The organism is Sphingomonas phyllosphaerae (assembly GCF_029623345.1).
In the GTDB taxonomy this organism is placed as follows: Bacteria; Pseudomonadota; Alphaproteobacteria; order Sphingomonadales; family Sphingomonadaceae; genus Sphingomonas; species Sphingomonas phyllosphaerae_C.
Map to the genome: position 1 here is coordinate 83,211 of NZ_JAPYKH010000012.1, position 24,329 is coordinate 107,539.

General features: G+C 71.0%; 23 protein-coding genes and 1 tRNA gene. 17 read left to right on the forward strand and 7 right to left on the reverse strand.

The window, feature by feature from the left end:
* The first annotated feature begins 1 nt into the window (after position 1).
* Together QBJ89_RS12850 and QBJ89_RS12855 are read left to right on the forward strand one after the other, a co-directional pair.
* Entirely contained in the window at positions 2-1,141 is a 1,140-nt protein-coding gene (locus QBJ89_RS12850) for a metallophosphoesterase (protein ID WP_277980876.1), read from the forward strand.
* Between the two features lie 225 nt (positions 1,142-1,366).
* Positions 1,367-2,560 carry a multidrug effflux MFS transporter gene (locus QBJ89_RS12855; protein ID WP_277980914.1) on the forward strand — a complete coding sequence of 398 codons (1,194 nt, stop codon included), beginning with the start codon at positions 1,367-1,369 and terminating at the stop codon, positions 2,558-2,560.
* Positions 2,561-2,675: 115 nt separating this feature from the next.
* Here the strand turns inward: QBJ89_RS12855 and QBJ89_RS12860 are convergent, their stop codons facing one another.
* Positions 2,676-4,481 carry a methyl-accepting chemotaxis protein gene (locus tag QBJ89_RS12860; RefSeq protein WP_277980877.1) on the reverse strand — a complete coding sequence of 602 codons (1,806 nt, stop codon included), beginning with the start codon at positions 4,479-4,481 and terminating at the stop codon, positions 2,676-2,678.
* A gap of 152 nt (positions 4,482-4,633) precedes the next feature.
* On the opposite strand from QBJ89_RS12860, the gene QBJ89_RS12865 reads away from it, so the two are divergent.
* From QBJ89_RS12865 to QBJ89_RS12880, 4 genes are all read left to right on the forward strand, one after another.
* On the forward strand, positions 4,634-5,875 hold the full coding sequence (locus tag QBJ89_RS12865; RefSeq protein WP_277980878.1) for a hypothetical protein: 1,242 nt from the start codon (positions 4,634-4,636) through the stop codon (positions 5,873-5,875).
* 936 nt (positions 5,876-6,811) lie between these two features.
* On the forward strand, positions 6,812-8,200 hold the full coding sequence (locus tag QBJ89_RS12870) for a methyl-accepting chemotaxis protein (RefSeq protein WP_277980879.1): 1,389 nt from the start codon (positions 6,812-6,814) through the stop codon (positions 8,198-8,200).
* Positions 8,201-8,286: 86 nt separating this feature from the next.
* A complete protein-coding gene (locus QBJ89_RS12875; RefSeq protein WP_277980880.1) occupies positions 8,287-8,547 on the forward strand; it encodes a hypothetical protein in 261 nt (86 codons plus the stop codon).
* A gap of 35 nt (positions 8,548-8,582) precedes the next feature.
* The gene (locus QBJ89_RS12880) at positions 8,583-9,359 is read left to right on the forward strand and encodes a Crp/Fnr family transcriptional regulator (RefSeq protein WP_277980881.1); all 777 of its coding nucleotides are present in this window, start codon (positions 8,583-8,585) and stop codon (positions 9,357-9,359) included.
* Positions 9,360-9,587: 228 nt separating this feature from the next.
* Here QBJ89_RS12880 and QBJ89_RS12885 read toward each other — a convergent pair.
* A tRNA-Tyr gene (locus tag QBJ89_RS12885) sits at positions 9,588-9,673 on the reverse strand.
* A gap of 212 nt (positions 9,674-9,885) precedes the next feature.
* Between QBJ89_RS12885 and rlmB the strand changes: the two genes are divergently transcribed.
* Complete coding sequence (gene rlmB / locus QBJ89_RS12890) at positions 9,886-10,635, forward strand: 23S rRNA (guanosine(2251)-2'-O)-methyltransferase RlmB (protein WP_277980882.1); 750 nt, start codon at positions 9,886-9,888, stop codon at positions 10,633-10,635.
* A gap of 18 nt (positions 10,636-10,653) precedes the next feature.
* Here rlmB and QBJ89_RS12895 read toward each other — a convergent pair whose 3' ends face one another.
* Positions 10,654-10,971: a 2Fe-2S iron-sulfur cluster-binding protein gene (locus QBJ89_RS12895; RefSeq protein WP_277980883.1), complete on the reverse strand. Its 318-nt coding sequence runs from the start codon at positions 10,969-10,971 to the stop codon at positions 10,654-10,656.
* 54 nt (positions 10,972-11,025) lie between these two features.
* Here QBJ89_RS12895 and QBJ89_RS12900 point away from each other — a divergent pair, with 54 nt between their 5' ends.
* Entirely contained in the window at positions 11,026-11,652 is a 627-nt protein-coding gene (locus QBJ89_RS12900) for a DNA-3-methyladenine glycosylase family protein (protein ID WP_277980884.1), read from the forward strand.
* Between the two features lie 5 nt (positions 11,653-11,657).
* On the opposite strand, the gene QBJ89_RS12905 is transcribed toward QBJ89_RS12900, so the two are convergent.
* Positions 11,658-12,470: a hypothetical protein gene (locus QBJ89_RS12905; protein WP_277980885.1), complete on the reverse strand. Its 813-nt coding sequence runs from the start codon at positions 12,468-12,470 to the stop codon at positions 11,658-11,660.
* A 351-nt stretch (positions 12,471-12,821) separates the two neighbouring features.
* Between QBJ89_RS12905 and QBJ89_RS12910 the strand changes: the two genes are divergently transcribed.
* Positions 12,822-13,652 (forward strand): DUF6454 family protein, encoded by an 831-nt coding sequence (locus QBJ89_RS12910; RefSeq protein ID WP_277980886.1) that lies wholly within the window; start codon positions 12,822-12,824, stop codon positions 13,650-13,652.
* Positions 13,653-13,711: 59 nt separating this feature from the next.
* Complete coding sequence (locus QBJ89_RS12915) at positions 13,712-14,551, forward strand: DUF2306 domain-containing protein (protein ID WP_277980887.1); 840 nt, start codon at positions 13,712-13,714, stop codon at positions 14,549-14,551.
* Positions 14,552-14,567: 16 nt separating this feature from the next.
* On the opposite strand, the gene QBJ89_RS12920 is transcribed toward QBJ89_RS12915, so the two are convergent.
* Positions 14,568-14,873, reverse strand: coding sequence for a hypothetical protein (locus QBJ89_RS12920; protein ID WP_277980888.1), 306 nt, complete (start codon positions 14,871-14,873; stop codon positions 14,568-14,570).
* Positions 14,874-14,944: 71 nt separating this feature from the next.
* The gene (locus QBJ89_RS12925; protein WP_277980889.1) at positions 14,945-15,373 is read right to left on the reverse strand and encodes a DUF2147 domain-containing protein; all 429 of its coding nucleotides are present in this window, start codon (positions 15,371-15,373) and stop codon (positions 14,945-14,947) included.
* A gap of 24 nt (positions 15,374-15,397) precedes the next feature.
* Here QBJ89_RS12925 and QBJ89_RS12930 point away from each other — a divergent pair, with 24 nt between their 5' ends.
* Positions 15,398-16,267: an S-methyl-5'-thioadenosine phosphorylase gene (locus QBJ89_RS12930; protein WP_277980890.1), complete on the forward strand. Its 870-nt coding sequence runs from the start codon at positions 15,398-15,400 to the stop codon at positions 16,265-16,267.
* 154 nt (positions 16,268-16,421) lie between these two features.
* On the opposite strand, the gene QBJ89_RS12935 is transcribed toward QBJ89_RS12930, so the two are convergent.
* Positions 16,422-18,740, reverse strand: coding sequence for a TonB-dependent receptor domain-containing protein (locus QBJ89_RS12935; protein ID WP_277980891.1), 2,319 nt, complete (start codon positions 18,738-18,740; stop codon positions 16,422-16,424).
* A 228-nt stretch (positions 18,741-18,968) separates the two neighbouring features.
* Between QBJ89_RS12935 and QBJ89_RS12940 the strand changes: the two genes are divergently transcribed.
* From QBJ89_RS12940 to cysD, 6 genes are all read left to right on the forward strand, one after another.
* A complete protein-coding gene (locus QBJ89_RS12940) occupies positions 18,969-20,924 on the forward strand; it encodes a heme lyase CcmF/NrfE family subunit (RefSeq protein WP_277980892.1) in 1,956 nt (651 codons plus the stop codon).
* Positions 20,921-21,508 carry a DsbE family thiol:disulfide interchange protein gene (locus QBJ89_RS12945; protein WP_277980893.1) on the forward strand — a complete coding sequence of 196 codons (588 nt, stop codon included), beginning with the start codon at positions 20,921-20,923 and terminating at the stop codon, positions 21,506-21,508. Before QBJ89_RS12940 ends, QBJ89_RS12945 begins: the two co-directional genes overlap by 4 nt.
* On the forward strand, positions 21,505-21,912 hold the full coding sequence (locus tag QBJ89_RS12950) for a cytochrome c-type biogenesis protein (RefSeq protein WP_277980894.1): 408 nt from the start codon (positions 21,505-21,507) through the stop codon (positions 21,910-21,912). The genes QBJ89_RS12945 and QBJ89_RS12950 overlap by 4 nt, the downstream gene beginning before the upstream one ends.
* A gap of 183 nt (positions 21,913-22,095) precedes the next feature.
* Positions 22,096-22,218: a hypothetical protein gene (locus QBJ89_RS12955; RefSeq protein ID WP_277980895.1), complete on the forward strand. Its 123-nt coding sequence runs from the start codon at positions 22,096-22,098 to the stop codon at positions 22,216-22,218.
* 367 nt (positions 22,219-22,585) lie between these two features.
* The gene (gene cysQ / locus QBJ89_RS12960; RefSeq protein WP_277980896.1) at positions 22,586-23,404 is read left to right on the forward strand and encodes a 3'(2'),5'-bisphosphate nucleotidase CysQ; all 819 of its coding nucleotides are present in this window, start codon (positions 22,586-22,588) and stop codon (positions 23,402-23,404) included.
* A 13-nt stretch (positions 23,405-23,417) separates the two neighbouring features.
* A complete protein-coding gene (gene cysD / locus QBJ89_RS12965; RefSeq protein ID WP_246617175.1) occupies positions 23,418-24,314 on the forward strand; it encodes a sulfate adenylyltransferase subunit CysD in 897 nt (298 codons plus the stop codon).
* Positions 24,315-24,329 lie beyond the last annotated feature (15 nt).

The window sequence follows — 24,329 nt, forward strand, 5'->3', positions numbered from 1 at the left end:
GTTGGGGCGGGCGAGGAGACCAACGATCTTCCATCTGATCTTCGCGACGCCGTGCCTCTACGTCGTCGTCCGCACGCTATGGCCGCTGGCGCTGCCGCTCTGGGCCAAAGGCGGCGTCGCGGTGCTGCTGCTCGCCGCGTCGCAGTTCCATTATTGGAGCAAGCTGTCGTCGGGCTCGGTGTTCGCGCCCGAGTTCCCGCGCGCGGTGGTGGTGCTGTTCAACTGGGCGTTCGGCGCCATCGTGCTGCTGTTCGCGCTCCAGCTGCTGCTCGACCTCGGGCTGCTGGTGGCGCAGCTGGTCCGCCGCGGCGCGACGCTGCCCGACGGTGCGCGCTACTTCGCGGCGGCGCTGGCCGCCATGCTCGCCGCGGTCGGCGTGGCCAATGCGATGCGCCAGCCGCCGGTGCGCGACATCACGGTGGCAATCGCCGGACTGCCGCCGCGGTTCGACGGTTACCGGCTGCTCCAGCTCAGCGACCTGCACCTCAGCAAGCTGTTCCCGGCGCGCTGGGCCGAGGCGATGGTGGCGCGCGCCAACGCCGCGGGCGCCGACCTGATCGTCGTCACCGGCGACTTCATCGACGGCTCGGTGGCGATGCGCCACGACGACGTGACTCCGCTCGCCGCGCTGCGCGCGCCCGATGGCGTCTGGGCGGTGCCGGGCAACCACGAATATTTCTTCGACTATGACGCCTGGATGCGGCACCTCGCCGGGCTGGGCGTGCGACTGCTGCCGAACGCGCACACCGTGCTGGCGCGCGGCGGCGAGCAGCTGGTGCTCGCCGGCGTGACCGATGCCTCGGCGGCGGGGTCCGGGCATGCCACGCCCGACCTCGCCGCGGCGCTGGCGGGCGCGCCTGCCGGCGTGCCGGTGGTGCTGCTCGACCACCAGCCGCGCAACGCGCGCGCGGCGGCGGCGCGCGGCGTGGCGCTCCAGCTCTCCGGCCACACTCACGGCGGCATGATCGTCGGGCTTGACCGGCTGGTGGCGCGCGGTAACGACGGGTTCGTGTCGCGCCGCTACCAGGTCGGCGCGATGACGCTCTACGTCAGCAACGGCACCGCGCTGTGGCCCGGTTTCGCGCTGCGGCTGGGGCGCCCGTCCGAGATGACACGGATCACCCTGCGACGCGCGGGTTAGGCGGACCGCAGTGGTCTGCCGGCGTGCGCCGGAGCCGCGAGCCACGAGCGTCCCTCCTGCAACCCTGGGCTCCGGCATCCACCCGAGCACGATGCCACGGAGATGGATCAGGTTCTCGTCGCAAGAATCGAACTCCGTCAGCCGCTTGTGCACCGCCGTGGGGAGGACGATAGGGCAGGCATGACGCCCCTTTCCGCCCCGCACCCGCACCCCGCGCCGCGCGGCATGCACCCGCGCGAGTTCGTCGCCTTCATCGCGGCGCTGATGGGGGTCAACGCGCTCGGCGTCGACCTCATGCTGCCCGCGCTTGCCGACATCGGGCACGACCTGGCGGTGAGCGCTGCCAACCACCGCCAGTGGATCGTGACCGTCTACATGATGGGCTTCGGCCTGGGGCAGCTGCTCTACGGCCCGCTCGCCGATCGTTACGGCCGCCGCCCCGTGCTGATCGTGACGCTCGCCGGCTTCGTCGCCGCCAGCGTCTTTGCCGCCAGCGCCGCCACCTTCCCGGCGCTGCTTGGCGCGCGACTGCTGCAGGGGCTGATGTCGGCCTCGACCCGCGTGCTGGCGGTGGCGATCGTGCGCGACACCGCCTCGGGGCGGCAGATGGCGCGGACCATGTCGATCGCGCAGATGATTTTTTTCATCGTGCCGATCATGGCACCCACGCTGGGTCAGGGCCTGCTCGCCTTCGGGCCATGGCGCTTCATCTTCTACGCGCTCGGCGGGTTCGCCGCCTTCGTACTGAGCTGGACGCTGTTGCGCGTGCCCGAGACGCTGACGGCCGAGCGGCGCGTCGCCATCTCGTTCGCCAACCTGCGCGCCAATTATGGCCTGACGCTGACGAATCGCTATTCCGCCGGCTATGCCGTGGCGGCGTCGCTGACCTTTGGCGGGATCATCGCCTTCGTCTCCTCGGCGCAGCAGATCTTCGTCGACGAGTTCGGCGCGGGCGACCGCTTCACGTTGCTGTTCGCGCTGTGCGCCGGCGCGATGGGTTGCGCCTCGTTCGCCAATAGCCGGCTGGTCGAGCGGCTCGGCACGCGGCTGATCTCGCAGGCGGCGGTGCTGGCATTGATCGCGCTGTCGGTGCTGCACCTGCTGGTAATTAGCGCGGGTTGGGAGCGGCTGGAGAGCTACATCGTCTTCCAGGCGCTGAGCATGACCTGCATCGGCCTGTGCGGATCGAACTTCGGCGCGATGGCGATGGAGCCGGTCGGCCATATCGCGGGTACCGCCTCGTCGGTGCAGGGCTTCATCACCAGCATCGGTGCGGTGCTGGTGGGCAGCGCGATCGGCCAGTCCTATGCCGGCACGACGCTGCCGCTGGCGCTGGGATATCTCGCCATCGGGCTCGCGGTGCTGGCGCTGGTGTGGGTGATCGAGGGAGGGCAGCTCTTCCGCGCGCGGATGGGGTGAGGCGGCCTAAGATCTTCTTAGAAGGGCGGAGTACAATCCTCCCCGGTACGGGGGCGCGCGCTCGAAGGGCTGCGCGAGCGGTTCCCCTCCCCCGCATGCGGGGAGGAGTTGGTCGTCAGAACCCCGACCAGTCGTCGATCACCGCGGTCGTGCGCGCGCCGGCGATGCGGCGCACGCCGGCCGCGGCGCGCTGTTGCAACTGGTGGACCGGGCTCGCCGCGCGCGGTGTCGCGCCGACGCGGAAGCGCGCTACCTGCTGCGCCAGCGAGTCGGCCTCCACCGCCAGGCTGCGGGCGGCGGCGGTGGCCTCCTCCACCATCGCCGCGTTCTGCTGGGTGACATTGTCCATCTCGGCCACCGCGGTGTTGACCTGCTGGAGCCCGGTCGCCTGCTGCTCGGCAGCGGTGGCGATGGTGCGCACCAGCCCGCTGAGCTCGCCGACGCGCGCGTTGATCCGCGCCAGCGCGTCGCCCGCGGCGTTGACGAGCGTGACTCCGGCGTCGACCTGACCGGTCGATGCGGTGATCTTGCCCTTCACGTCGCGCGCCGCCTCGGCCGAGCGCTGCGCCAGCGCGCGCACCTCGCTTGCCACCACGGCGAAGCCCTTGCCCGCGTCGCCCGCGCGCGCCGCCTCGACCCCGGCATTGAGCGCGAGCAGGTTGGTCTGGAAGGCGATCGCGTCGATCACGCCGATGATCTCGCCGATCTCGCTCGAGGCACGCTCGATCCCGCCCATCGCCGCGACCGCGCGCTCGACGACCTGGGCCGACTTCTCGGCCTCGACTCGCGCCGCCTCGACCGTCTGATTGGCCTGCGCCGCGCTTGCCGCCGTCTCCTTCACGGTGGAGGTGATCTCCTCCATCGCCGCGGCGGTCTCCTCCAGGCTGGCGGCCTGCTGCTCGGTGCGCTGTGACAGATCGTCGGAGGCGGCGCGGATGTCGGCGGCACCGTCGTTGATGCCGTTGGTGGCACTGGTCACCGCGCCCATCACCTGCGCCATCGCCTCCATCGCGGCGTTGAAGTCCTGCTCCAGCTTGGCATAGGCCGGCGGGAAGCCGCTGAAGCGCGCGGCGAGATCGGCGTCGGCGAGCCGCGCCAGCCCGTCGCCCACCTCGGCGAACACCGCCTGGCGCTCCTGCTCGTCGCGCGCCTTCTCCACCGCGGCGTCGCGGAACACCGTCACTGCGCGCGCCATCGTGCCGATCTCGTCGCGACGGTCGCCGCTGGGCAGCGGCACCTGGTGGCGCCCCTGGGCCAGCTCCTCCATCACCGAAGCGATCGCCACCACTGGCCGAGCGATTGAGCGCGACAGCAGCATGCCCATCGCCGCCGCCAGCGCCACCGCGATCGCGCCGCCGAGCGCGAGCGCGAGCGTCACCATCGTCTCGGCGTGGCGCTGCGCGGCGTCCTGCTGATCGACCCACGCCTGCTGCGCCGCCTGAATCTCCTTGATCGAGTCGCGCATCGCGCCGAGCTGCTTGGAACCGGCGAGCTCGCGCGCCTGCTCGCGTGTCGCCGGGTCCGCGAAGGCGGCGAGCGTCGGCTCCACCTTGGTGCGCTGCCACGTCTCCACCGCGGCGAGGAAGCGGCGGACGCGCTCGGCCTGATCGGGCCGTGCGGCATGGCGATTGAACTCAGTCGCGGCGGCGGTGATCGCGGCCGCATTCTCCTTGTAGGTGTCGAGAAAGGCGGGCTTGCCGAGCAGCACATAGCCGCGGACCGCGCTCTGCCCCTCGACCACGCCGTTGAGCATGTCATCGGCATGGTCGGAGGCGAGCTTCGCCTCGTCGCGCGTCACCGCCACCTGGTGGAGCGTGCGCACGTTGGCGAAGACCACGAGACTGACGATCGAGAAGGTCGCGATCAACACCGCGAAGGCGAGCGCGAGCTTGCGCGGGATGGCGATGTTGCGAATGGTCACGAACCTCTCCTGGCGATCGTGACGTGGTAGCCGCGCGGAGTTAAGGGCCGACTAACTTTGCGACCAAAGACGTGTCATTCCGCGTAATTTGCGCGATAAGCCATGTGGCCCGTGTTAACTACATCGCAAGCGGGCGCGCTTACCGGGGCGGCATGGTTCATCTGTTGCCGCTGACCCGCCGCCTCGCCGCGGCCACCCTCGTCGCCCTTCCCGCGCTGTCGCTCGAAGCCGCTCCTGCGCTCGCCGACCCGATCACCCTTGCCCCGACCGCAGACGTTCGGCTGCGTTACGAGCATGTCGAGCAGGACGGTATCGCGCGCGCCGCCGATGCGGTGACGATTCGCGTGCGCAGCGGCGTGGCGGCGAGCAGCGGGCCCTGGTCGGCGCTGGTCGAGGCGCAGGGCAATCTCGCGATCGTCGACCATTATGACGACACGGTCGGCAATGGCGCGAGCTATCCCACCGTCGGCGACCCGGAGAATATCGCGCTGTACCGCGCGCAGCTGCAGTATAAGTCGGCGCCGTTCACGCTCATCGGCGGGCGCCAGAAGATCGGGCTGGAGGACGAGCGTTTCGTCGGCGCGGCGGCGATCCGGCAGAACTCGCGCTCGTTCGACGCCGTGCGCGGCCAGCTCAGCTTCACCAAGCACCTGCGCGCGGACGTCACATACGCATGGAGCGTGCGGACACCGAGCGGGATCAACGGCCGCGGCGCCAAGCCGACCGCGATCGGCGGCGACAATGTGTTCGCGCTGCTGGCGCAGGACACGCCGCTCGGCACGCTGACCGGCTTCGCCTATCTGGTCGATCAGGACGAGGCCGCGGTGCAGGGTTACCGTCTGTCGAGCCAGAGCTACGGCGCGCGGCTGGTCGGATCGCGCGCGGTCGCGTCCAAGGTGAAGGCGTCATGGCAGCTGAGTTATGCCACGCAATCCGACTATCATCGCAACCCGAACGACTATCGTGCCGATTATTATCTCGTTGACGGTGCACTGGACGTGCGCGGGTTGCATGTCGGCGCGGGCTATGAGGTGCTCGGCGCGGGCAACGGCACCGCGCTCACCTCGTTCCAGACGCCGCTCGCCTCGATCTTCAAGTTCCAGGGCTGGGCGGACAAGCTCACCACCACCCCGCCCGACGGCGTGCGCGATCTGTACGGCAGCCTGGGCTGGGGCTGGCCCAAGCTGGGTGCGTTCAAGGCGGTGGGCGTGCAGGCGGTGTACCACCGCTTCGACGCCGAGCGCGTCGACCGCCGCTACGGCGACGAGGTCGACCTGCTCGCCTCGGCCAAGCTGGCGCGCTACGGAGTTTCGGCGCGCTACGCCACCTACCGGGCGAACAGCTTCGCCACCGACACGCGCAAATTGTGGCTGGAGCTCACCTGGGCATTGTGACGGGAGGCGGGCCCGCCCGGGGGCAAGCAGAACGCCGCGCTCAGATCGGCTTTCCCCGATCCGGCCCTTCCCGATACCGCAGCAGCAACCGGTCCTTCACGGATGAGCGCGGCCTGGGAACTGACGCGTAAACGGCTAAACTATAACGGTTTCATAGTGTTTCGGCGTCGCATCGCGCCGCGCTCGGGAAACATCGCGGCCATCTCGCCGTCGGCGCGTGATCGGGGGAACTTTCGCGAGCGACGGGCCGCGATACTAGACTCGCAAGGCATCGGTACGTCGACGGGATGACTTGCTGGCGGCGCCATCGCGGAAAGCCAATTCGGGCACGAAAGCTTTGGTGGAGGGCGCCTCTATGCGAGCGCCATCGTCAAGTCCCCGTGTTATTGGTCGATTATTGTAGAGCGTCCCGGCAAGTACCCGCATCGATCCCGCACGGCAGCGACACGAGCTCCACCGAGACATAGGTCTGATCAGGTGAGCAACGGCGGGGGCTTAGTAGCCGTGGCTAGGGTCAGGACTCGTTGATCATAGCGAGAAGATGACGGTGGCGGCGAGAGCAACGGCGGAAAACAAGGCTGCAGGGCAGGCTACCGGCAGAAACCCTCGATGCCAATCGCTTCCACCCGACACGTCGATGCGGGCGCATCACAGACCAACCACCAACGAATCACGCGCGTCACCGGATCGCGCTCATGCCTGCGGCTTTTGTCAGTACTCCCTTAAGCAACCTCGATCCTATCGCTTTCGGCGGCTCTCCTTGCAGCGTTTACATATGTTAGAAAGCGCAGAAATCCGCCAAAATAGGTGTGCGGATAAGATTTGCTGTGTGCCGACTGCACGTCACCGGCAGGCGCCTGTCGACGTCGTAATCGGTTGCGATCGCTTAATCGTCCTACCGTATACTCTTCTCCAGCCCCAGAGAGAGATACAGTCATGATCGCGTGGTTCGCACAGCATGCGCCGGTTCGCACGAAGTTCAAGGTGCTCCTCGTCGTTCAGGTCGTCGTCGCGCTGCTGAGCGTCGCGGCGGTCTACATGGCGGCGATGACGCCGCCCGATCGCGTATGGTCGGTGATGGCCGGCGGCTTCGGGCTCGTGCTGGTGCCGGTGCTGCTCACGTGGTGGAGCGGGCGGGTGATCAGCGATCCCTATGTCGCGACGGTCGTGCGCATGGAGGGGCTTGCCGCCGGTGACCTGACGTCCCCGATCCTGCGAACCGACTATCGCGACTGCGTTGGACGCATGACCCGCGCAATGGAAGTCTTTCGCGCCAACGCCGAGGCGGTGCAGCGATCCAACGCGGAGGCCGAGACGATCGTGCGGGAACTGGGCCTCGGCTTGGGCCGGCTCGCCGCCGGGGATCTTTCGCAGAGCATCAAGGATCCATTCGCCGGCCACTATGAAACTTTGCGCCACGACTTCAACAACGCGCTGGGCGAGATGGCGGCGACGCTGGGCAAGGTCACCGCCATCGCGGGCGACATCAACAGCGGCGCGAGCGACATCCGCCAAGCCTCGGACGACCTGTCGCGCCGCACCGAGCAGCAGGCCGCCGCGCTCGAGGAGACCGCCGCGGCAATGGAGGAGATCACCTCCACCGTGCGCGCGACCGCCAGCGGCGCGACCCAGGCCAACGCGCTTGTGGCGGACGCGCAGGCCGAGGCGCAGCGCTCCGGCGAGGTGGTCCAGCGCGCGATGACCGCGATGGGGGGGATCGAGCGCTCCTCGGCAGAAATCTCCGAGATTATCTCGGTGATCGACGGCATCGCCTTCCAGACCAATTTGCTCGCGCTCAACGCCGGCGTGGAGGCGGCGCGCGCGGGCGATGCTGGTCGCGGCTTCGCCGTGGTCGCCTCCGAGGTGCGCGCGCTGGCGCAGCGCTCGGCCGAAGCGGCCAAGGACGTGAAGACGCGCATCACCGCTTCGGCCGAGCAGGTCGATCTCGGCGTCGAGCTGGTCACCGCGACGGGGACGGCGTTGCAGGGGATCATTGGCCGCGTCGGCTCGATCAGCACGATTGTTTCGTCGATCGCGTCCTCGGCGGAGCAGCAGGCGACCGGGCTCCAGCAGGTCAACACCGCGATCGCGGAGATGGACGGGGTGACCCAGCAGAACGCCGCGATGGTCGAGGAAGCGACCGCGGCGACGCGCAGCCTTGCGTCCGAGGCCGAGGAGCTGGCACGCGAGGTGGCGCGCTTCCGCGTCGCGGGGCACGCCGATGCGCCGCAGCCCGAGTCCACCGGCAGCAAGGTGCACCGGCTGTCGGCGCCTCGGAACTGGTCCGAGCGTCGCGCGCAGTCGACCCGGCCCATCGGGCGCTGAAGAGCACCGCGCAGAAAGAATGGGCCGGCTTCTGAACCGAACGCTGTCCCGAACGACGCCGCAACACCGAAGAGGGTAGATGAGCCATGGCGCCGAGCGACAACCAGATGGCCCGTCAGGTCGCCGAGATGATCATCGCGGAGCTGACCCCCGTCTACGTGATCGGGGCACTGCTCGGGCTCGGCATCGCGACGGCGGCGGTGCGCCGCAACATGACCGATGCGCCGGTGCCAGCGCGCCGCGTGCGATCAACGCTGCTAATCGGGGCGTTGGTCTTTAAGCTCTGGCGACACGCCGATCGCTGTCCGCTTGGACAGTCTTGCCGTATCGCCCGAGTAAAAGCATGATGAAGCAGAGGTTTATCTTGTAGGGACAACGATACGTGTACCCGCTCCATCGTTACCGCTCCCTCGCGGACCTCACCACGGCAGAAGAGGAAGCGCTTCTCTCGCTAGGCGATGCGGAGCTGATATTTTCGCCCCGTGACACGATCCGCTCGCAGGGGGACGCCGTGGCGGGCTTCTATCTCCACATCGGCGGCTGGGTGGCGTCCTCGATCATGCTGCCCGACGGCGCCCGCCTCATCCAGAAGATCCATCTGCCCGGCGACATGTTGGGAACGCCGAGCATGGTGCTGGCGCGCGCCGCCGACACGCTGACCGCGATCACCGAGGCGGTCGTGGCATTCGTGCCGTTCGAGCGGCTCGGCGCGATCTATATCGGCCTGCCGCGCCTGGCGGCGCTCTTCGCCGTCGCGATCCAGGCGGAGCGGCTGGCGCTGATGGATACGCTGGCCGTGACGGGGCGCGCGTCGGCGAAGCAGCAGGTGGCGTGCCTGCTGCTTGATCTGCACGCGCGGCTCACCCCGCTCGGTCTGGTCGAGGACGACGGCTTCGAACTCCCGCTCAGCCAGGAGGTCATCGGCGACCTCGCCGGCCTCACCGCCGTGCACGTCAATCGTAAGCTGCGGGAGATGCGCGAGGCTGGACTGATCGGCCGCGAAGGCGCCAGAGTGCGCATCCTGGATCTCGCCCGGCTACGCGCGCTGTCGCCCATCACGCCGCGCCAGCTCCAGGTACAGCCGGCATGGCTCCCGCCCGCTTCGTTCGCCGGCTCGGACGGGCATCGCAAGGCACAACTCGAGAGAAGCCGACCGTAACCCCGGACATCCCCTGTGTACGCCACGTCCCGGGGACTGGCTCGACGGCACGCCGGCTCGCTCAGCATCCGGTGCCCCAATCCGTCGGCGCCGTTATCCGCGCGATACCCTCGATCCGCTCGTGACTGCGGGAGTCGTGTCGAGCGCCAGCGGGACCGGAAACAACCCGTCAAGCCACGCGAGCGTGGCCCGGGTTGGCGGTAACTGGGACCAGGTGAGATCGGGTTTTGGTGGAAGGGGCTGGATTCGAACCAGCGTACACTTGCGTGGGCAGATTTACAGTCTGCTGCCTTTAACCACTCGGCCACCCTTCCACGAGCGGCGCTGTCGAAAGCGAGGGCGCCCAATGCCCGCGCCGCACCGCGCTGTCAACGCCTTCCGTCCCGCCCTTTTGTGAGCGCCACGGCGGTTGCGTCCCGGCGCGTGCGCGCATAGCGTCCGCCGCACTCCCCGCACCTATGGAAAGCTCCCACGTCATGCCGCGTCGTTCGCTCGCTCTTTTCACCACGCGCCGGAGCCGCGGCTGATGGCGCGGCGCGGGCATCGGCCGAGCCAGCAACAGGGCAACCGCACGCGGCTGTGGGGGCGCCATCCCGTGATCGCCGCGCTCGCCAACCCGCAGCGGACGGTGCGCAAGGTCTGGGGCACGCGCGAGGCGCTGGCGCTGCTCGATCTGCCGCCGGTGCTGCCGATCGTCTTCGCCGAGGCGCCCGATCTCGGCCGGCTGGTGCCCGCCGACGCGCCACACCAAGGGTTGGTGGCGGAGGTCGACCCGCTCGACGACGTGTGGCTCGGCGACCTGCTCGAAGAGGGGCGCGAGGACCAGCGCCCGCTGGTCGTGCTCGACCAGGTGACGGACCCGCACAATGTCGGCGCGATCCTGCGCTCCGCCGCCGCCTTCGACGCGCTCGGCATCGTCACGCAGGACCGCCACGCGCCGCCCGAGTCAGGCGCGCTGGCGCGTGCCGCCTCAGGCGCGCTCGAGACGGTTCCGTGGGTCCGTGTGGTCAATCTCTCGCGCGCGCTCGACGAAATCGGCGAGGCCGGCTTCTGGCGCATCGGGCTGACCGGTCATGCGACGCAGACGCTGGCACAGGCGATGGGGGCGCAGCGCGTCGCGATCGTGCTCGGCGCCGAGGGCGAGGGCATGCGCCACAACACCGAGGCGCATTGCGACGAGCTGGCGCGGCTACCGATCTCGGCCAAAGTGGAGAGCCTCAACGTCTCCAACGCCGCCGCGATCGCGCTCTACGCCGCGGCGGCGCGGATCGGCTGAGACGCGCGGCGCGCGGCCTCAGTCGTCCGCACCGACGCGCACGCGCAGCCCGTCGAGCGCCGGGCCGAACTCGATCTGGCACGACAGCCGCGAGGTCGAGTCGCGGTCGCTCGCGGCGTCGAGCAGGTCGTCCTCGTCCTGGCCCATCGGCGGCAGCAGCGCGACGAAGGCGGGGTCGACGTGGACGTGGCAGGTCGCGCAGCTGCAGCAGCCGCCGCACAGCGCCAGGATCTCGTCGATCCCGGCCTCGCGGATCACTTCCATCACCGACAGGCCGGCGGCGCCGTCGATCTCGCGTTCTTCCCCCGCGCGCGTCTCGACGATAAGCTTGGGCATGCTGGTCTCCACCAAAAATCGCCCGATCCATGCCGCTTGCGTGCGGGTCGCGCAATGGGGCTGAGCGCCGCGGCACTCACCGCCGGGCTCGACGCGCTGGCCGCGATTGAGCCCGCCTTCGCCGCCGCGATCGAGCGCGTCGGCTATCCCGCGCCGCGCATCCGCGCCACTGGCTATGCCACGCTGCTGCGCACCATCGTCGGCCAGCAGGTGAGCGTGCGCGCCGCCGACTCGGTGTGGCGCAAGCTCGCCGAGCGCGGCGATCCCGGCGACCCGGCGCTGGTCACCGCGCTCGGCGACGACGAACTGCGCGCCTGCGGCTTCTCGCGCCAGAAGACGGGTTATGCGCGCAGCCTCGCCGGGCTGGTGGCGAGCGGCGCGCTCGATCTCGCCGCGCTGCCCGCCGACGACGAGGAAGCGATCGCCCAGCTCGTCGCCGTGAAGGGCATCGGGCGCTGGTCGGCCGAGGTATACCTGCTGTTCGCCGAGGGACGCCCCGACATCTGGCCGGCGGGCGACCTGGCGGTGCAGATCGAGACCGGCCGCATCCTCGGCCACGCCGAACGGCCGAGCGAGAAGCTCACTCGCGCGCTCGCAGAGCCATGGCGCCCGCATCGCGGTGCGGCGGCGATCTTCACCTGGCACCATTATGGCGCGGGGGCCGACGCCGCGCCGGTGTGAGGCCGCTAGGCCAGGCCGAGCCGCGGCCGCGCGCGCGGCGGTACGCGCAGCCAGCCCTCGGCGAGCGCACCCGCCGCGGCCAGCGCGCCGAGCGTGAACAGCAGCGGCGCGGGCACCGCGAGCAGCGCGCGCGCCGCGCTCTCCCAGGCCGTGCCCGCTCCGACCGTGTCGAACGCCACCGCCTGGAGCGCGAGCGAGCCTGCCGTCGCGCCGAAGGCCCCGCCGTCGCGCCGTCCGCGCCACAGCGCCAGCGCGCCAACGATCGACACCAGCATCGCCAGCTGGAACGACAGCGCGAAGCCGCTGTGCCCCGCCACGTCCCAGTCGAAGAAGCCAGGGATGGCAGGCAACAGCCGCCCCACGATGGGCGGTAGCACCAGCAGCGCGGTCGCCAGCATCGCCGCGGCATGGGCGCGCACCTGTCGCCGCGCGAGCAGCGCCTGGCGCACCAGCGCGACGAAGGTGACCAGCGCGAGCAGGTCGACCAGCGCGAGCCGCGCGCCGAAGCTCGTATGGAAGGGGTCGCTGCGCGCCGCGAAGAGCGCGATCCCGCCCTGCACCGCGGCGAGGCTGGCGCCAGCGAACAGCGGCACCAGCGCGAACAGCGCCAGCCCGGCGGCGCGGTGGAGCGTGACGCGACGGTCATGGATCGACCAGAGCTGGAGCGCGAGCAGCACCAGCCAGGCGGTGGCGCTCAGCCCGTGCGCGTGGAGCGCGAGCGGCGCGGTGCGCAACGCGCCGAAATAGCCCGGCCAGAAGGCCAGCAGGATCAGCGGCAACAGCAGCAGCACTGCCCGATAGCCATGACGATAGGGCATCACCGTCCCTTTCCCTCCCGCGCCGCCGCTGATCCTGCCGCGCCTCGCCGTTCTCCCCCGGCGCGGCCAAGATATCGTCTTCCGCTGTCGTTCGATTGGACGGATGTAGCTGCGACCGCGGCGATCCTTACAAGCGGCAGGGAGAGATTTTCACTGCCTGCGCGAGACCCCTGCTCGATCGACGGATGGAGCAGTGTCGCAGCGCGCTCGCTACACCGAAGACGCAAGATCGGCGTGAACGTACCCGCCGACCCATCCCGGCTAGCTGCCGCCGAACTGAAACCAAAACCCAGCGCCGCTGACACACGGGCCTGCCAAGGACGGCGCGGGGATGCGGCGGCAGGGGCGCAGATGGGGCGGCGGACGATCGGTCGGCGGGCGGGACGGGCGGCGGTCACCGCGGCGCTGCTGCTGCTCTCGGGGCTGTCGGTGGCGGGCGCGTCGGAGCGCTTCGACGGCGCGGTGGAGGACGCGCGGCTGCTCGGCGCGCTGTCGCTGGACGGAGAGCTATACCACGTCCAGGGTGTCGAGATCGGCGCACACCGCATCTGGGTCACCTCGGTCAACGGCGCCGCGCGACGCGGCTACCTCCACGAGTTCGATCGCGCCACCGGCCGCTTCCTGCGCCGCGTCGAGCTCACCGACGGCGCGCGCTACCATCCCGGCGGACTCTCCTTCCACAATGGCAACCTGTGGGTGCCGGTCGCCGAGATGCGGCCCGACAGCTCGGCGGTGCTGATCGAGCTCGATGCCGCGACGCTGCGCGTGCGCCGCCGCCTGCGCGTCGCCGATCATCTCGGCTGCGTCGCGGTCGCGCCCGATGGGCGGCTGGTCGCGGGCAATTGGGATAGCCGGCTGCTCTACGTGATCGATCCTGCCGACGGCGCGACGGTGCGTACCGTGCCAAACCCCTCGGCGACGCACTATCAGGACATGAAATTCGTCGGCGGCGCGCTGGTCGCCGGCGGCAACATCGACCTTTGGAGCGGGACGGTCGATTTCCTCGACTGGCCCTCGCTCGCGCTGCGCCGAACGCTGCGCGCGGGTGCGATCGGTCCGGTGCGACCGTTCGGACGCGGCGGCCCCTATACCGGCGAGGGGATGGCGATCCAGGGACGCGACCTCTTCCTGCTACCCGAGGATGGGCCGAGCCGGCTGTTCCACTTCCGCCTCTCCGCCTGAGCGCGGCTTGCCAAGCGCCAGGGGCGGGGCGACGATCGCCGCGCGAGGGGAGACGGCGCATGGCGGCGGTAGCGGCCGAGGCGGGGCAGGGAAGGGCGGCGTGGGCGGTGCGCGCGCTGCGCTGGAGCGCGCGGCTGCTCGTGGCGTGCTGCTGGTGCAGCGGCGCGATCTTCGGCGCCTATATCATATCCTTCTTCGGGGTTGCCGCGCTGCGCGGCGAGGCGGCGCGCTGGAACGAGTCGCTCGCCAATCTGTACGATCCCGCCGCGCCGCCGGCGACGCTGGCGATGGGCGCGCATTTCGCCACTGGAGGTGTGCTGCTTCTGCTCGGTCCGCTCCAGCTGATCGGCGCGCTGCGGCGGCGTCTTCCCGTGCTGCACCGCTGGCTCGGACGGCTGTACGTCCTGTGCGCCGGCGTGGCGGGGGTGGGCGGGCTCGGCTTCATCCTCGCGCGCGGCACGATCGGCGGCACGGTGATGAGCACCGGCTTCGCACTGTACGGCGCACTGATGGCGGCGGCCGCGACGCTGACCTATGTCGCGGCGCGTGGCGGGCGTACCGAGGCGCACCGTGCCTGGGCGATCCGGCTGTTCGCGCTCACCGTCGGCTCGTGGCTGTACCGGATGGAATATGGCGCCTGGTTCCTCGCGATCGGGCGCGACGGCCACACCGCCGACTTCCGCGGCGGCTTCGACCAGGCGATGGCCTTCCTCTTCTACCTGCCCAATCTCGCCGTGGCGGAGCTGTTCGTGCGGGTGCGCCGTCGCACGCCCGGCGCGGCGGCTACGCTCGGCGCGACGGCGGTGCTGCTCGCCACCACCGCCTTCGTGGCGGCGGCGACCTGGTTCTTCACGCTGCGATCCTGGGGGCCGGGGATCGCCGCCGGGCTGCTCGGCTGAACGGTGGGGGGGCAGCCTAGAACAGGCGGTTGCCGTTGATCCGGCGGACCCGTTTGCGAATGTACGCGACCTGCTTGTTGGTGAGTTCACCGTCGTTCGCCGCCAGCAGGTCGCGCACCTCGGCGCGCAACTGGTCCGCGAGATGCACCCGCTGTCGCCACATCGTCGGCGTGTCGCGCCCGCCGCCGAGCAGGAAATTGCCCGAGACGATCGGTGCGGTGATCGGCGGCGACGTATCGACGAAGCCGGCCCATTGCGCCGAGGCTGGCGCAGCGCCGAGCGGAAGGACCATCGTCACGGCGGCGATCAGAATGGAGCGCATGTTTCTCTCCTCTACGGCCCCCCAAACGCATCCTAACCCGGAGAGATGCTGCTAAGCACTCGAAATCGTGTTCATTTTGCCGGCTTCCACACCTGCGTCTGGCAGAAGAAGGCGATGCAGCCCTTGACGTTGAGCGTGCCATCGGCGTTGCGCGCGACGATCGACTTGTAGGTCTTGCCGTTGCGCGGATCGTAGATCTTGCCGCGCCAGTCCTTGCCCTCGTCGGTGAAGCCCGACAGGATCGGCACACCCAGGATCGGGCGCGAGCGCAGCGCCGCGTCGGAATTGTTGACGTCGGTGTCGGGCGCGCCGGGGCGCTTCTTGAGGATCGTGGTGAGCCGGCCGCAGACGCTGCCCTCGCACGGCCCGACTGTAATCACGCCCGCACCGTCCTCGGTGAGGTAGCGGCCCGTGATCGGGGTCGCGGCATCGGCGACGGCGGGAGCGGCCAAGGCGATCGGGGCGAGCAGCGCAAGCGCGGCGGGGAAGGGGAAACGCATGGCCAGGGATATTGAGGAACGATGATGAACGCGCAATGGACGATCGGGATCATCGGCGGCTCGGGCCTGTACGCGATCGACGGTCTGGAAGAGGCCGAGTGGCGCGACGTCGCGACGCCCTGGGGCGCGCCGAGCGACCAACTCCTGTTCGGTCGGCTCGGCGGCGTCCCGGTGCGATTCCTGCCGCGGCACGGTCGCGGCCACCGGCTCGCGCCCGGCGACATTCCTGCGCGCGCCAACATTGACGCGCTCAAGCGTGCCGGTTGCACCGACGTGATCGCGCTCTCCTCGGTCGGGTCGCTGCGCGACGAGCTGGCACCGGGCAGTTTCGTGCTGGTCGACCAGTTCGTCGATCGCACCGTCGCGCGCGCCGCCTCGTTCTTCGGCAGCGGGCTGGTGGCGCATGTCAGCTTCGCCGACCCGGTGTGCCAGCGGCTCTCCGCGCTGGCGGCGGCGGCGGTCACCGCGGCGGGCGGGCGAGTAGCCGAACGCGCCACCTATCTGGCGATGGAGGGGCCGATGTTCTCCACCCGCGCCGAGAGCCGGCTGTACCGCGACTGGGGCTGCGACGTGATCGGCATGACCGCGCTGCCCGAGGCGCGCCTCGCGCGCGAGGCCGAGCTGCCCTACGCTCTGGTCGGGATGGTCACCGATTATGACTCGTGGCGCGATGAGGGCGCCGCGGTCGATCTCGCGACGGTGGTGGCGCAGGCGGCGGCGAACGCGCGGGTGGCGCGCGCCGCGGTGGCGGCGCTGGCGGCGATGCTGCCATCCGGCCGATCCGCCGTCCCCGCCGACACCGCGCTCGACAGCGCGCTCTTCACCGCGGCAGCGGCGCGCGACCCGGCGCTGCTCGAGCGCAACGCCGCGATCCTGGCGCGCGTGCTCGGCTGAGGTCGCCTGCTCGAATAAAGCTCCTTCTGGTGTGAAGCGGCGAGGCGCTCGTGCGGTTGCAGTGTACAGAACCACGAGCGTCCTGCCTGAGGCTGTGGGCTCCGGCGTTCGCCGGAGCACGGTTTCATCGAGGTGGATCGGCCCCACGCGCGGCTCAGAACAGCTTGCGCACGCCCAGCCGGATCGAGCGGCCGACCGGGTCGATCAGCCCCGGCTGGAAGCGCAGCGGCGTCGTGCCCAGGCCGTCGCGCACCGCGATCCGGTCGTCGAACAGGTTCTCGACCGTGAACGACAGCGACAGCCGCTTCGCCCAGGGCCGTGCCACCAGCTTCTCGGCGTCGAGATTGCCGTACAGCACCAGCCAGTCGCGCCCGGAGAAGCGCAGGTCGGCCGCGGGCAGCAGGTCGCGCACGCGCGTCGTCCCCTGCAACCGCGCGTAGACGCCGAGCGAGGCGGGCCCGTAACTGATCCCCGTATTGCCCTCGACTTCCCAGCGCGGTCGGCCGCCGTTACCGTCGAGCGTGGCGCCGTCGAGCAGGTCGAGTGCTGGCTGGCCCGGCAGCAGGGTCAGCCGATCCGAGAGTCGCCACGTCGCGCTGCCCATCACGTACACGCTCGGCCGCGGCCTGGGCGGCGCAGGTGGCGGCGCTTTGGGGTCGGGCGTGGCGGGCGGCGCGGCCGACTTGGGGCCGAGCTCGGTGAAGAGGTTGAGCGTGAAGCGCAGCCTGCGCTCGTCCTCCGCCGCGACCGCCGCCGGACGCAGGTCGAGCCGCACCAGCCGCCCCGCGGCGTCGCGCACGAAGCGGTCGGGGAAGGCTGCCTCGAACGCGGACGAGCCGCTCACCGGGGTGATGGCGCGATCGCGCGCGTGCGTGACGAGATAGTCGAGCCGCAGGTCGAAACTGCGCTCGGCGAACGGCCGCAGCGCGACGCCGAGCGTGGTGAGGCGGGTGCGCTCGGGCGGCAGCGCGGGGTTGCCGCCGTAGACGGCGTCGACGAAGGCGCTGGTGCCGGTGGCATAGTCGAAGACGGGGAGGTTGGGCACCGCCACCAGCGCGCCGGTCAGCGACGTCACCGGCGGCGCGGTCTGGGAGAGGTTGACCGTGGCGGTCAGCTCCACCGCGCGCGCCGGCTGCCAGGTCGCGCCATAGCTGAGGCTGGTCAGCCGCTCGAACCCGGTCACCCGGTTCACTCCCAGCGTGGCGGTGGCGGCAAGGCGGCCGAGCGGCGCCAGCACGCCCTCGCTCGCGGCCGCGATCGGCAGCACCGCACCCACGCTCGCCCCCGCGCTGGTGCGTCGCAGCCGTGGCACCGGCGTGGCGAACAGCGGCGCGTCGGCCGCGGCGCTACCATCACTGGTGGCGCGCGCGAGGTCGGCGCTGGTGGTGAGTTGCAGCTCGCCCGCGGGCAGGCGAAGCAGCGGTCCGCTCGCGGTCAGCCTGGTGCTGGCGGTCGCGGTGAGCGAGCGGCCACGCGTGGCGAGCACGCGCGCGGGATCGTCGAGCGCGCGCGCCTGCTCGGCGGTGACGGCGCTGCGGATGCGCTCGTACCCGCCCGTCGCGTCCCATATCCACCGCCCCGCGCTGCCGTGCAGCCCGGCATTGCCGCGCAGCGTGAGCGCGGTGTCGCGCTGGCGCAGCGAGGTGCCGGGGAGATAGCGGCCGGGCGTCGCCACGTCCTCGCCGAGCAGCGGGGCGAGGCCGTTGCGGCGCAGGTTGCGGGTCGCCTCCATCGTCACGTTGAGGTCGGCGTCGAGCTTGGCCGCGATCGGCCGCGCGGCGGTGGCGTCGACCTTCACCGTGTCGGTCAGCGGCTGGAGATAGCGCCCCGCGCCGACGTCGGCGCTGCCGCCGCCGAGCAGTGGCACCGGCTCGGGCGCGATCGCGCGCTGCGACTGGCGTACCGGCAGCTGGCGGAAGTGCGAGACCTGCAACGTCGCGCGGCGCGACTGGTCGATCCGCGTCGCGGTCGCCTCGGCATATTGCGTCGCGCCGCCGCCGCGCGTGGTCGGGCCGGCGAGCTGCTGGGCTACGGTGGAGCGGAAGTGTTTCGCGGTGATCAGGTTAAGCACGCGGGCGGTGGGCGGGTAGCCGAAGCGCGCGGCGTCCTGCTCCGGCAGGATCTCGGCCTTCTCGATCGCTTCGGGCGGGATCGACTGGATCTGCGCGACGCCGTTGATCCGCCGGCCGTTGAGCAGGATCACCGGCTCGACACCGCCGATCCCGCCGGTGAGCGGGCGCAGCCGGTCGAGCACTTCCTTGAGCCCTGTGACGCCGAGCGAGCGCAGCGCGCGCTGGTCGAGCACCGCGATGGGCTCGTTGCTGCCGATCGCCGAGCCGGGTGGTCGCCGTGCCGCAACGACGACGTCGGGCTCGGCACCCGCGGGCGGCTCGTCCGCGCGCTCCTGCGCGACCACGGGGGTGGCGAGCGTGGCGGCGCCCAGCATCAGCATCGTCATCCGCTCGCCCGTCATCGGCACTGCTCCGTTCGCCCGCGCGCAGCCAAGCCGCCAAAGCGCGCCGGATCGCAGCCGAAGCGTGGCGGAAACAAGGCCGTCGCCAGAATGGAGGAGATGGGTGGGAGATATTCTCCCCGTGCCGGGAAGGATCTTGTGCGGCACCGCCGAGCCCACCCGTTCCGCCTCGACGCTCCGCCACCGCGCCGCTAAAGCCGTGCGCGTGTCGCCCGCGTTCCCTCCCGCATGACCGCCGAGACCGGCCTCGTCGCGCTGTGGCTCGCCGCCGCGCTCGCGCTCGCGCAGCTCGTCCTCGGCGCGCTCGCGCTCAAGAACGGCGCCGACGCCGCGCGTGCGGCGCCGACCGTGCGGGCAGTCGCTACCGTGCAGGGCGCGCTCGCACTCGCCGCGATGGCGGCGCTGATCGCGGCGTTCCTCGCCTCGGACATGTCGGTCGCGCTGGTGGCCGCCAACAGCCATTCGATGAAGCCGACGCTCTACAAGTTCGCGGGCGCGTGGGGGAACCACGAGGGCTCGATGCTCTTGTGGGTGACGATCCTCGGCCTCGCCGGCGCCGCGGTGGCGCGGCTGGAGCACCGCCTGCGCGCGGACACGCTGGTGGCGACGCTGGCGGCGCAGGCGGCGATCGCGCTCGGCTTTTACGCCTTCCTGCTGTTCGCCTCCAATCCGTTCGCGCGGCTCGACCCCGCGCCCGCCGACGGCGCCGGGCTCAACCCGCTGCTGCAGGACCCCGGGCTCGCCTTCCACCCGCCGACGCTCTACGCCGGCTATGTCGGGCTGTCGGTGGCCTTCTCCTTCGCGGTCGGCGCGTTGGTGACGCGCGACGTCGGCGCCGCCTTCGCGCGCGCGATGCGCCCGTGGGTGCTCGGCGCCTGGATCTTCCTGACGCTCGGCATCACCGCGGGCAGCTACTGGGCCTATTACGAGCTCGGCTGGGGCGGCTGGTGGTTCTGGGACCCGGTCGAGAACGCCAGCCTGATGCCGTGGCTCGCCGCGACCGCTTTGCTCCACTCGGTGAGCGTGCTGGCGACGCGCGACGGGCTGCGCGCCTGGACCGTGATGCTCGCGGTGGTGGCCTTTTCGATGAGCATGATCGGCACCTTCCTGGTGCGCTCGGGCATCCTCACCAGCGTCCACGCCTTTGCGGTCGACCCGCGCCGCGGCGCCTTCATCCTGGCGCTGCTGGTGATCTACATCGGCGGCGCGCTGCTGCTGTTCGGGCTGCGAATCGGCACGGTGCGGCAGGGCAAATTGTTCGAGGGCGTGAGCCGCGAGGGCGCGCTGGTGGCGAACAACCTGCTGCTCACCGTGATCCTGGGCATCGTGCTGATCGGCACCTTCTACCCGATCGTCGCCGCGGCGATGGGGGTGCAGCTCTCGGTCGGGCCGCCCTTCTTCGACTCGACCGCGGGGCCGGTGGCGCTGCTGCTGGTCGCGGTGCTCGCCGCCGGGCCGGTGATGCGCTGGCGGCGCGACGACCCCGGCGAGGTGGCGCAGCGGCTGTTCCCCGCGATCGCCGCCACCTTGTTCGCGGGCGTCGGCACCTTCGTACTAGGCGGGCCGATCGCGCCGCTGCCCTTGCTCGGGATCGCGCTCGGCGTCGGGCTGGCGGTGGCGAGCGTCGCGCCGCTGGCGAAGCGCAACCTGCGCCGTGCACCGCTTCAGCTGTGGGGCATGGTGGTGGCGCATCTCGGCGTCGCGGTGTCGCTGATCGGCATGGCGGCGAGCACTGCCTATACGCAGGAGCGGCTGGTCGCGGTCGGCACCGGCGACCCCGCGCGCGTCGCGGGCTTCACCGTGCGGCTGGAGGGCGTGCGACCGCTGGTGGGGGACAATTGGACCGCGCTCGAGGGCCACCTGAACGTGACGCTCGACGACGAGGCGATCGCGGTGCTGCGCCCGCAGGTGCGCTATTTCACCACGCCGGTGACCACCACCAACGAGAGCGCGATCCTCACGCGCTGGGACGGGCAGCTCTACGCGGTGCTCGGCACCTTGGGCGAGGACGGGCGCTGGCAGCTGCGGTTGTGGTGGAAGCCGATGGTGACCCTGATCTGGTTCGGCGGCTTCCTGATCGCGTTGGGCGGCGCGCTGGCGCTGGTGGGGCACCAGTGGCGGCTGTGGCAGCAGCGCCGTCGTGCCGACGCGGTCGCCGAGACGGCGGCCTGGAGCGCGGCGTGAGTGGGGGGAGGGGATCGGCACCGGGCGCCGGGCCGCGCCATGCGCGCTGGCTGCTGTGGCTGCCGCTCTGCGCCTTCGGCATCGTGCTGGCGGTGGTGCTATGGGGGCTGTGGCGCCCGGCCGACCGCACCGTCTATTCCGCGATGGTGGGCAAGCCGCTCCCCGACTTCACCTTGCCCGCGATCGCGCCGGGCAAGCCGGGCGTGACCAGCGCCGACTTCCGTCGCGGCGCGCCGCGGCTGCTCAACGTCTTCGCCAGCTGGTGCGTGCCCTGCGTCGCGGAGGCGCCGCAGCTGCTGACGCTCAAGGCCGCGGGCGTGCCGATCGACGCGGTGGCGATCAAGGACACGCCGGCCGACGTCGCCGCCTTCCTCCAGCGCCACGGCGACCCTTATGCCAGCGTCGGCAGCGACCCGCACAGCCGGCTCCAGCTCGCGCTCGGCTCGTCGGGCGTGCCCGAGACGTTCGTGGTCGACGGGCAGGGGATCATCCGGCTCCAGCACGTCGGCGACATCCGCGCCGACGACGTGCCGCAGCTGCTCCAGGCGCTCGCGGCGGCGCGCGGGGCGGGAGCGGCGCGGTGAGGCGCGCCGCGGCGCTGCTGGCGCTGTGGGGCGCGATGCCGGCGATGGCGCAGACCGCGCTGCCGCCGCTCGCCTACACCCAGCTGCGCGACCCCGAGCAGGAGCGCCAGGCGCGCGCGCTCATGGAGACGCTGCGCTGCCTCGTCTGCCAGGGCCAGTCGATTGCGGACAGCGACGCCGACATGGCGGGCGAGATGCGCGCCTTGGTGCGCCAGCGCGTCGCGGCGGGGGAGACGCCGCGCGCGGTGCGCGACTGGCTGATCGCGCGCTACGGCGACTACGTCAGCTACGACCCGCCGGTGTCGCGCGCGACGCTGCCCTTGTGGCTGGCGCCGCTGCTTCTGCTCGCGATCGGCGTGGTGGTGGCGCGCGGCTCGTTCCGGCGGCGGCGGCGGTGGCGGTAAGGGCGGGGGCGGTAGTGGCGTCGGCGCCGACGCTAAAGTGTGCGGGCAGCGACGCCAGGGTCGATCGCAACGGCCCTTTGCTGCCGTCATCCTGGACTCGTCTCAGGATCCACCGTCGCGCGGCCGCCGTCGCCTCTGGGCAAGCGGCACTGTGGATCCTGAAACGACCTCAGGATGACGCCCGTGAGCGCCGAGCTTTACCCCGCCCGCGCCGCGCCCCAGCGCTTCGCCAGCACCGCGATCAGGCAGATCTCGATCGACATCGACCAGCAGATCTGGCCGATGAGCTCGCTCGACAGCTCCTAGCCGTTGAGGTCCCACCGCCAGCCGTTGGTGCGCGGCGCGTAAGCGGGGTGGCGCAAGCCGAGCGCGGGGATCAGCAGCGCGTGCGAGAAGGGTGTGACATCGAGCGGGCGGGGCGGTGCCTCGTCTCCCTCGGTTTCATTTTAGGTCGGGCCCGCGGTTCAGGGGCGGCGCGCTCCTGAGAATAGCTCTCAGATCGGCGCAATCGACCTTACGCGCTGGCGCGAAGAGAGATCGCGCGCCGTCACTCGCGTGACCTCCCAAACGGCGTACCCCGCCCGCCCCGTCGCGCGCGCCCAACCCCAACTTGCGGAGGATCGCGCTTATTCTTGCTGGTCGCGGCGCCCCCGCCACGCCACATATGACGCCCATGACCGAGATCACCGACCGTCCCGCGCTGCTCGCCGCGATCGTCGCGCTCGCCGAGGCGGGGGGCGACATCGTGTGGCGCCACTTCACCGCCGGCTGCGCGGTGATGCACAAGAGCGACGAAAGCCCCGTCACCGCCGCCGACCGCGACGCGGAGGAAGCCATCCTCGCCGGGCTCGCGATCGTCGCCCCCGCCATTCCCGTGGTCGCCGAGGAGCAGGCCGCGGCGGGCGACATCCCCGCGGTGGCGGACGCCTTCTTCCTGGTCGACCCGCTCGACGGCACCAAGGAATTCGTCCGCCGCGGCGACGACTTCACCGTCAACATCGCCTTGGTCGAGCATGGCGTGCCGACGATGGGCGTGGTCTATGCTCCCGCGCGCGACGCGCTCTACTGGGGTGACGTCGCGCAGGGCGCCGCCTGGACCGCCGCGCGCGCGCCGGGCGGCGACCGCGGCGCGGCACAGCCCATTCGCGTCCGCCGCTGCGGCGGCAAACCCTGCGCGGTGGCGTCGAAGAGCCACGCCATGCCGGGGCTCGACGAATGGCTCGACGCGGGCGGGGTGAGTGAGCGCGTCGCGGTCGGCTCCAGCCTCAAGTTCGCGCTGGTGGCGTGCGGCGAGGCCGACGTCTACCCGCGCACCGGGCCGACGATGGAATGGGACACCGCCGCGGGCGACGCGGTGTTGCGCGCCGCGGGCGGGCGCACGCTCGACGTCGACGGCGCGCCCTTCACTTATGGCAAGCCGGGCTATCGCAACGCCGGCTTCGTCGCCACCGGCGGGTACCAGCCCGCACCGCTGCGCCCCTACCTCCGCTGAGAGCCGCCCGACGATGACGCTGACCCACCTCGACCGGCTCGAGGCCGAGAGCATCCATATCCTGCGCGAGGTGGTCGCGGTCGCGGAGCGGCCGGTGATGCTCTACTCGATCGGCAAGGACAGCGCGGTGATGCTCCATCTCGCGCGCAAGGCCTTCTACCCCGCGCCCCCGCCGTTCCCGCTGCTCCACGTCGACACGACATGGAAGTTCCAGGCGATGTATGCGCTGCGCGATCGTGCCGCGCGCGAGGCGGGGATGGAGCTGATCGTCCACCGCAACCCCGAGGCGCTCGCGCGCGGGATCAACCCCTTCGACCACGGCGCGCTCCACACCGAATTGTGGAAGACCGAGGGGCTCAAGCAGGCGCTCGACCTCCACCGCTTCGACGCCGCGTTCGGCGGCGCGCGCCGCGACGAGGAGAAGAGCCGCGCCAAGGAGCGCATCTTCTCGTTTCGCAGCGCGACGCACCGCTGGGATCCCAAGGCGCAGCGCCCTGAATTGTGGCAGCTGTACAATGCGCGCCACGCCAAGGGCGAGAGCATGCGCGTCTTCCCGATCTCCAACTGGACCGAGCTCGACGTGTGGCAATATATCGCGCGCGAGAAGATCGAGATCGTGCCGCTCTATTTTGCGGCGCCGCGCCCGACGGTGGAGCGCGACGGGCTGCTGCTGATGGTCGACGACGAGCGTTTCCCGCTGGCGCCAGGAGAGGTGCCGGTGGAACGCTCGATCCGCTTCCGCACGCTCGGCTGCTACCCGCTGAGCGGCGCGGTGGAGAGCGAGGCGGCGAGCTTGCACGACGTGATCCGCGAGATGCTGCTCACCACCACCAGCGAGCGCCAGGGCCGCGCGATCGACCAGGATGCCGGCGCGAGCATGGAGCAGAAGAAGCAGCAGGGGTATTTCTGATGGGGGTGAGCCAGA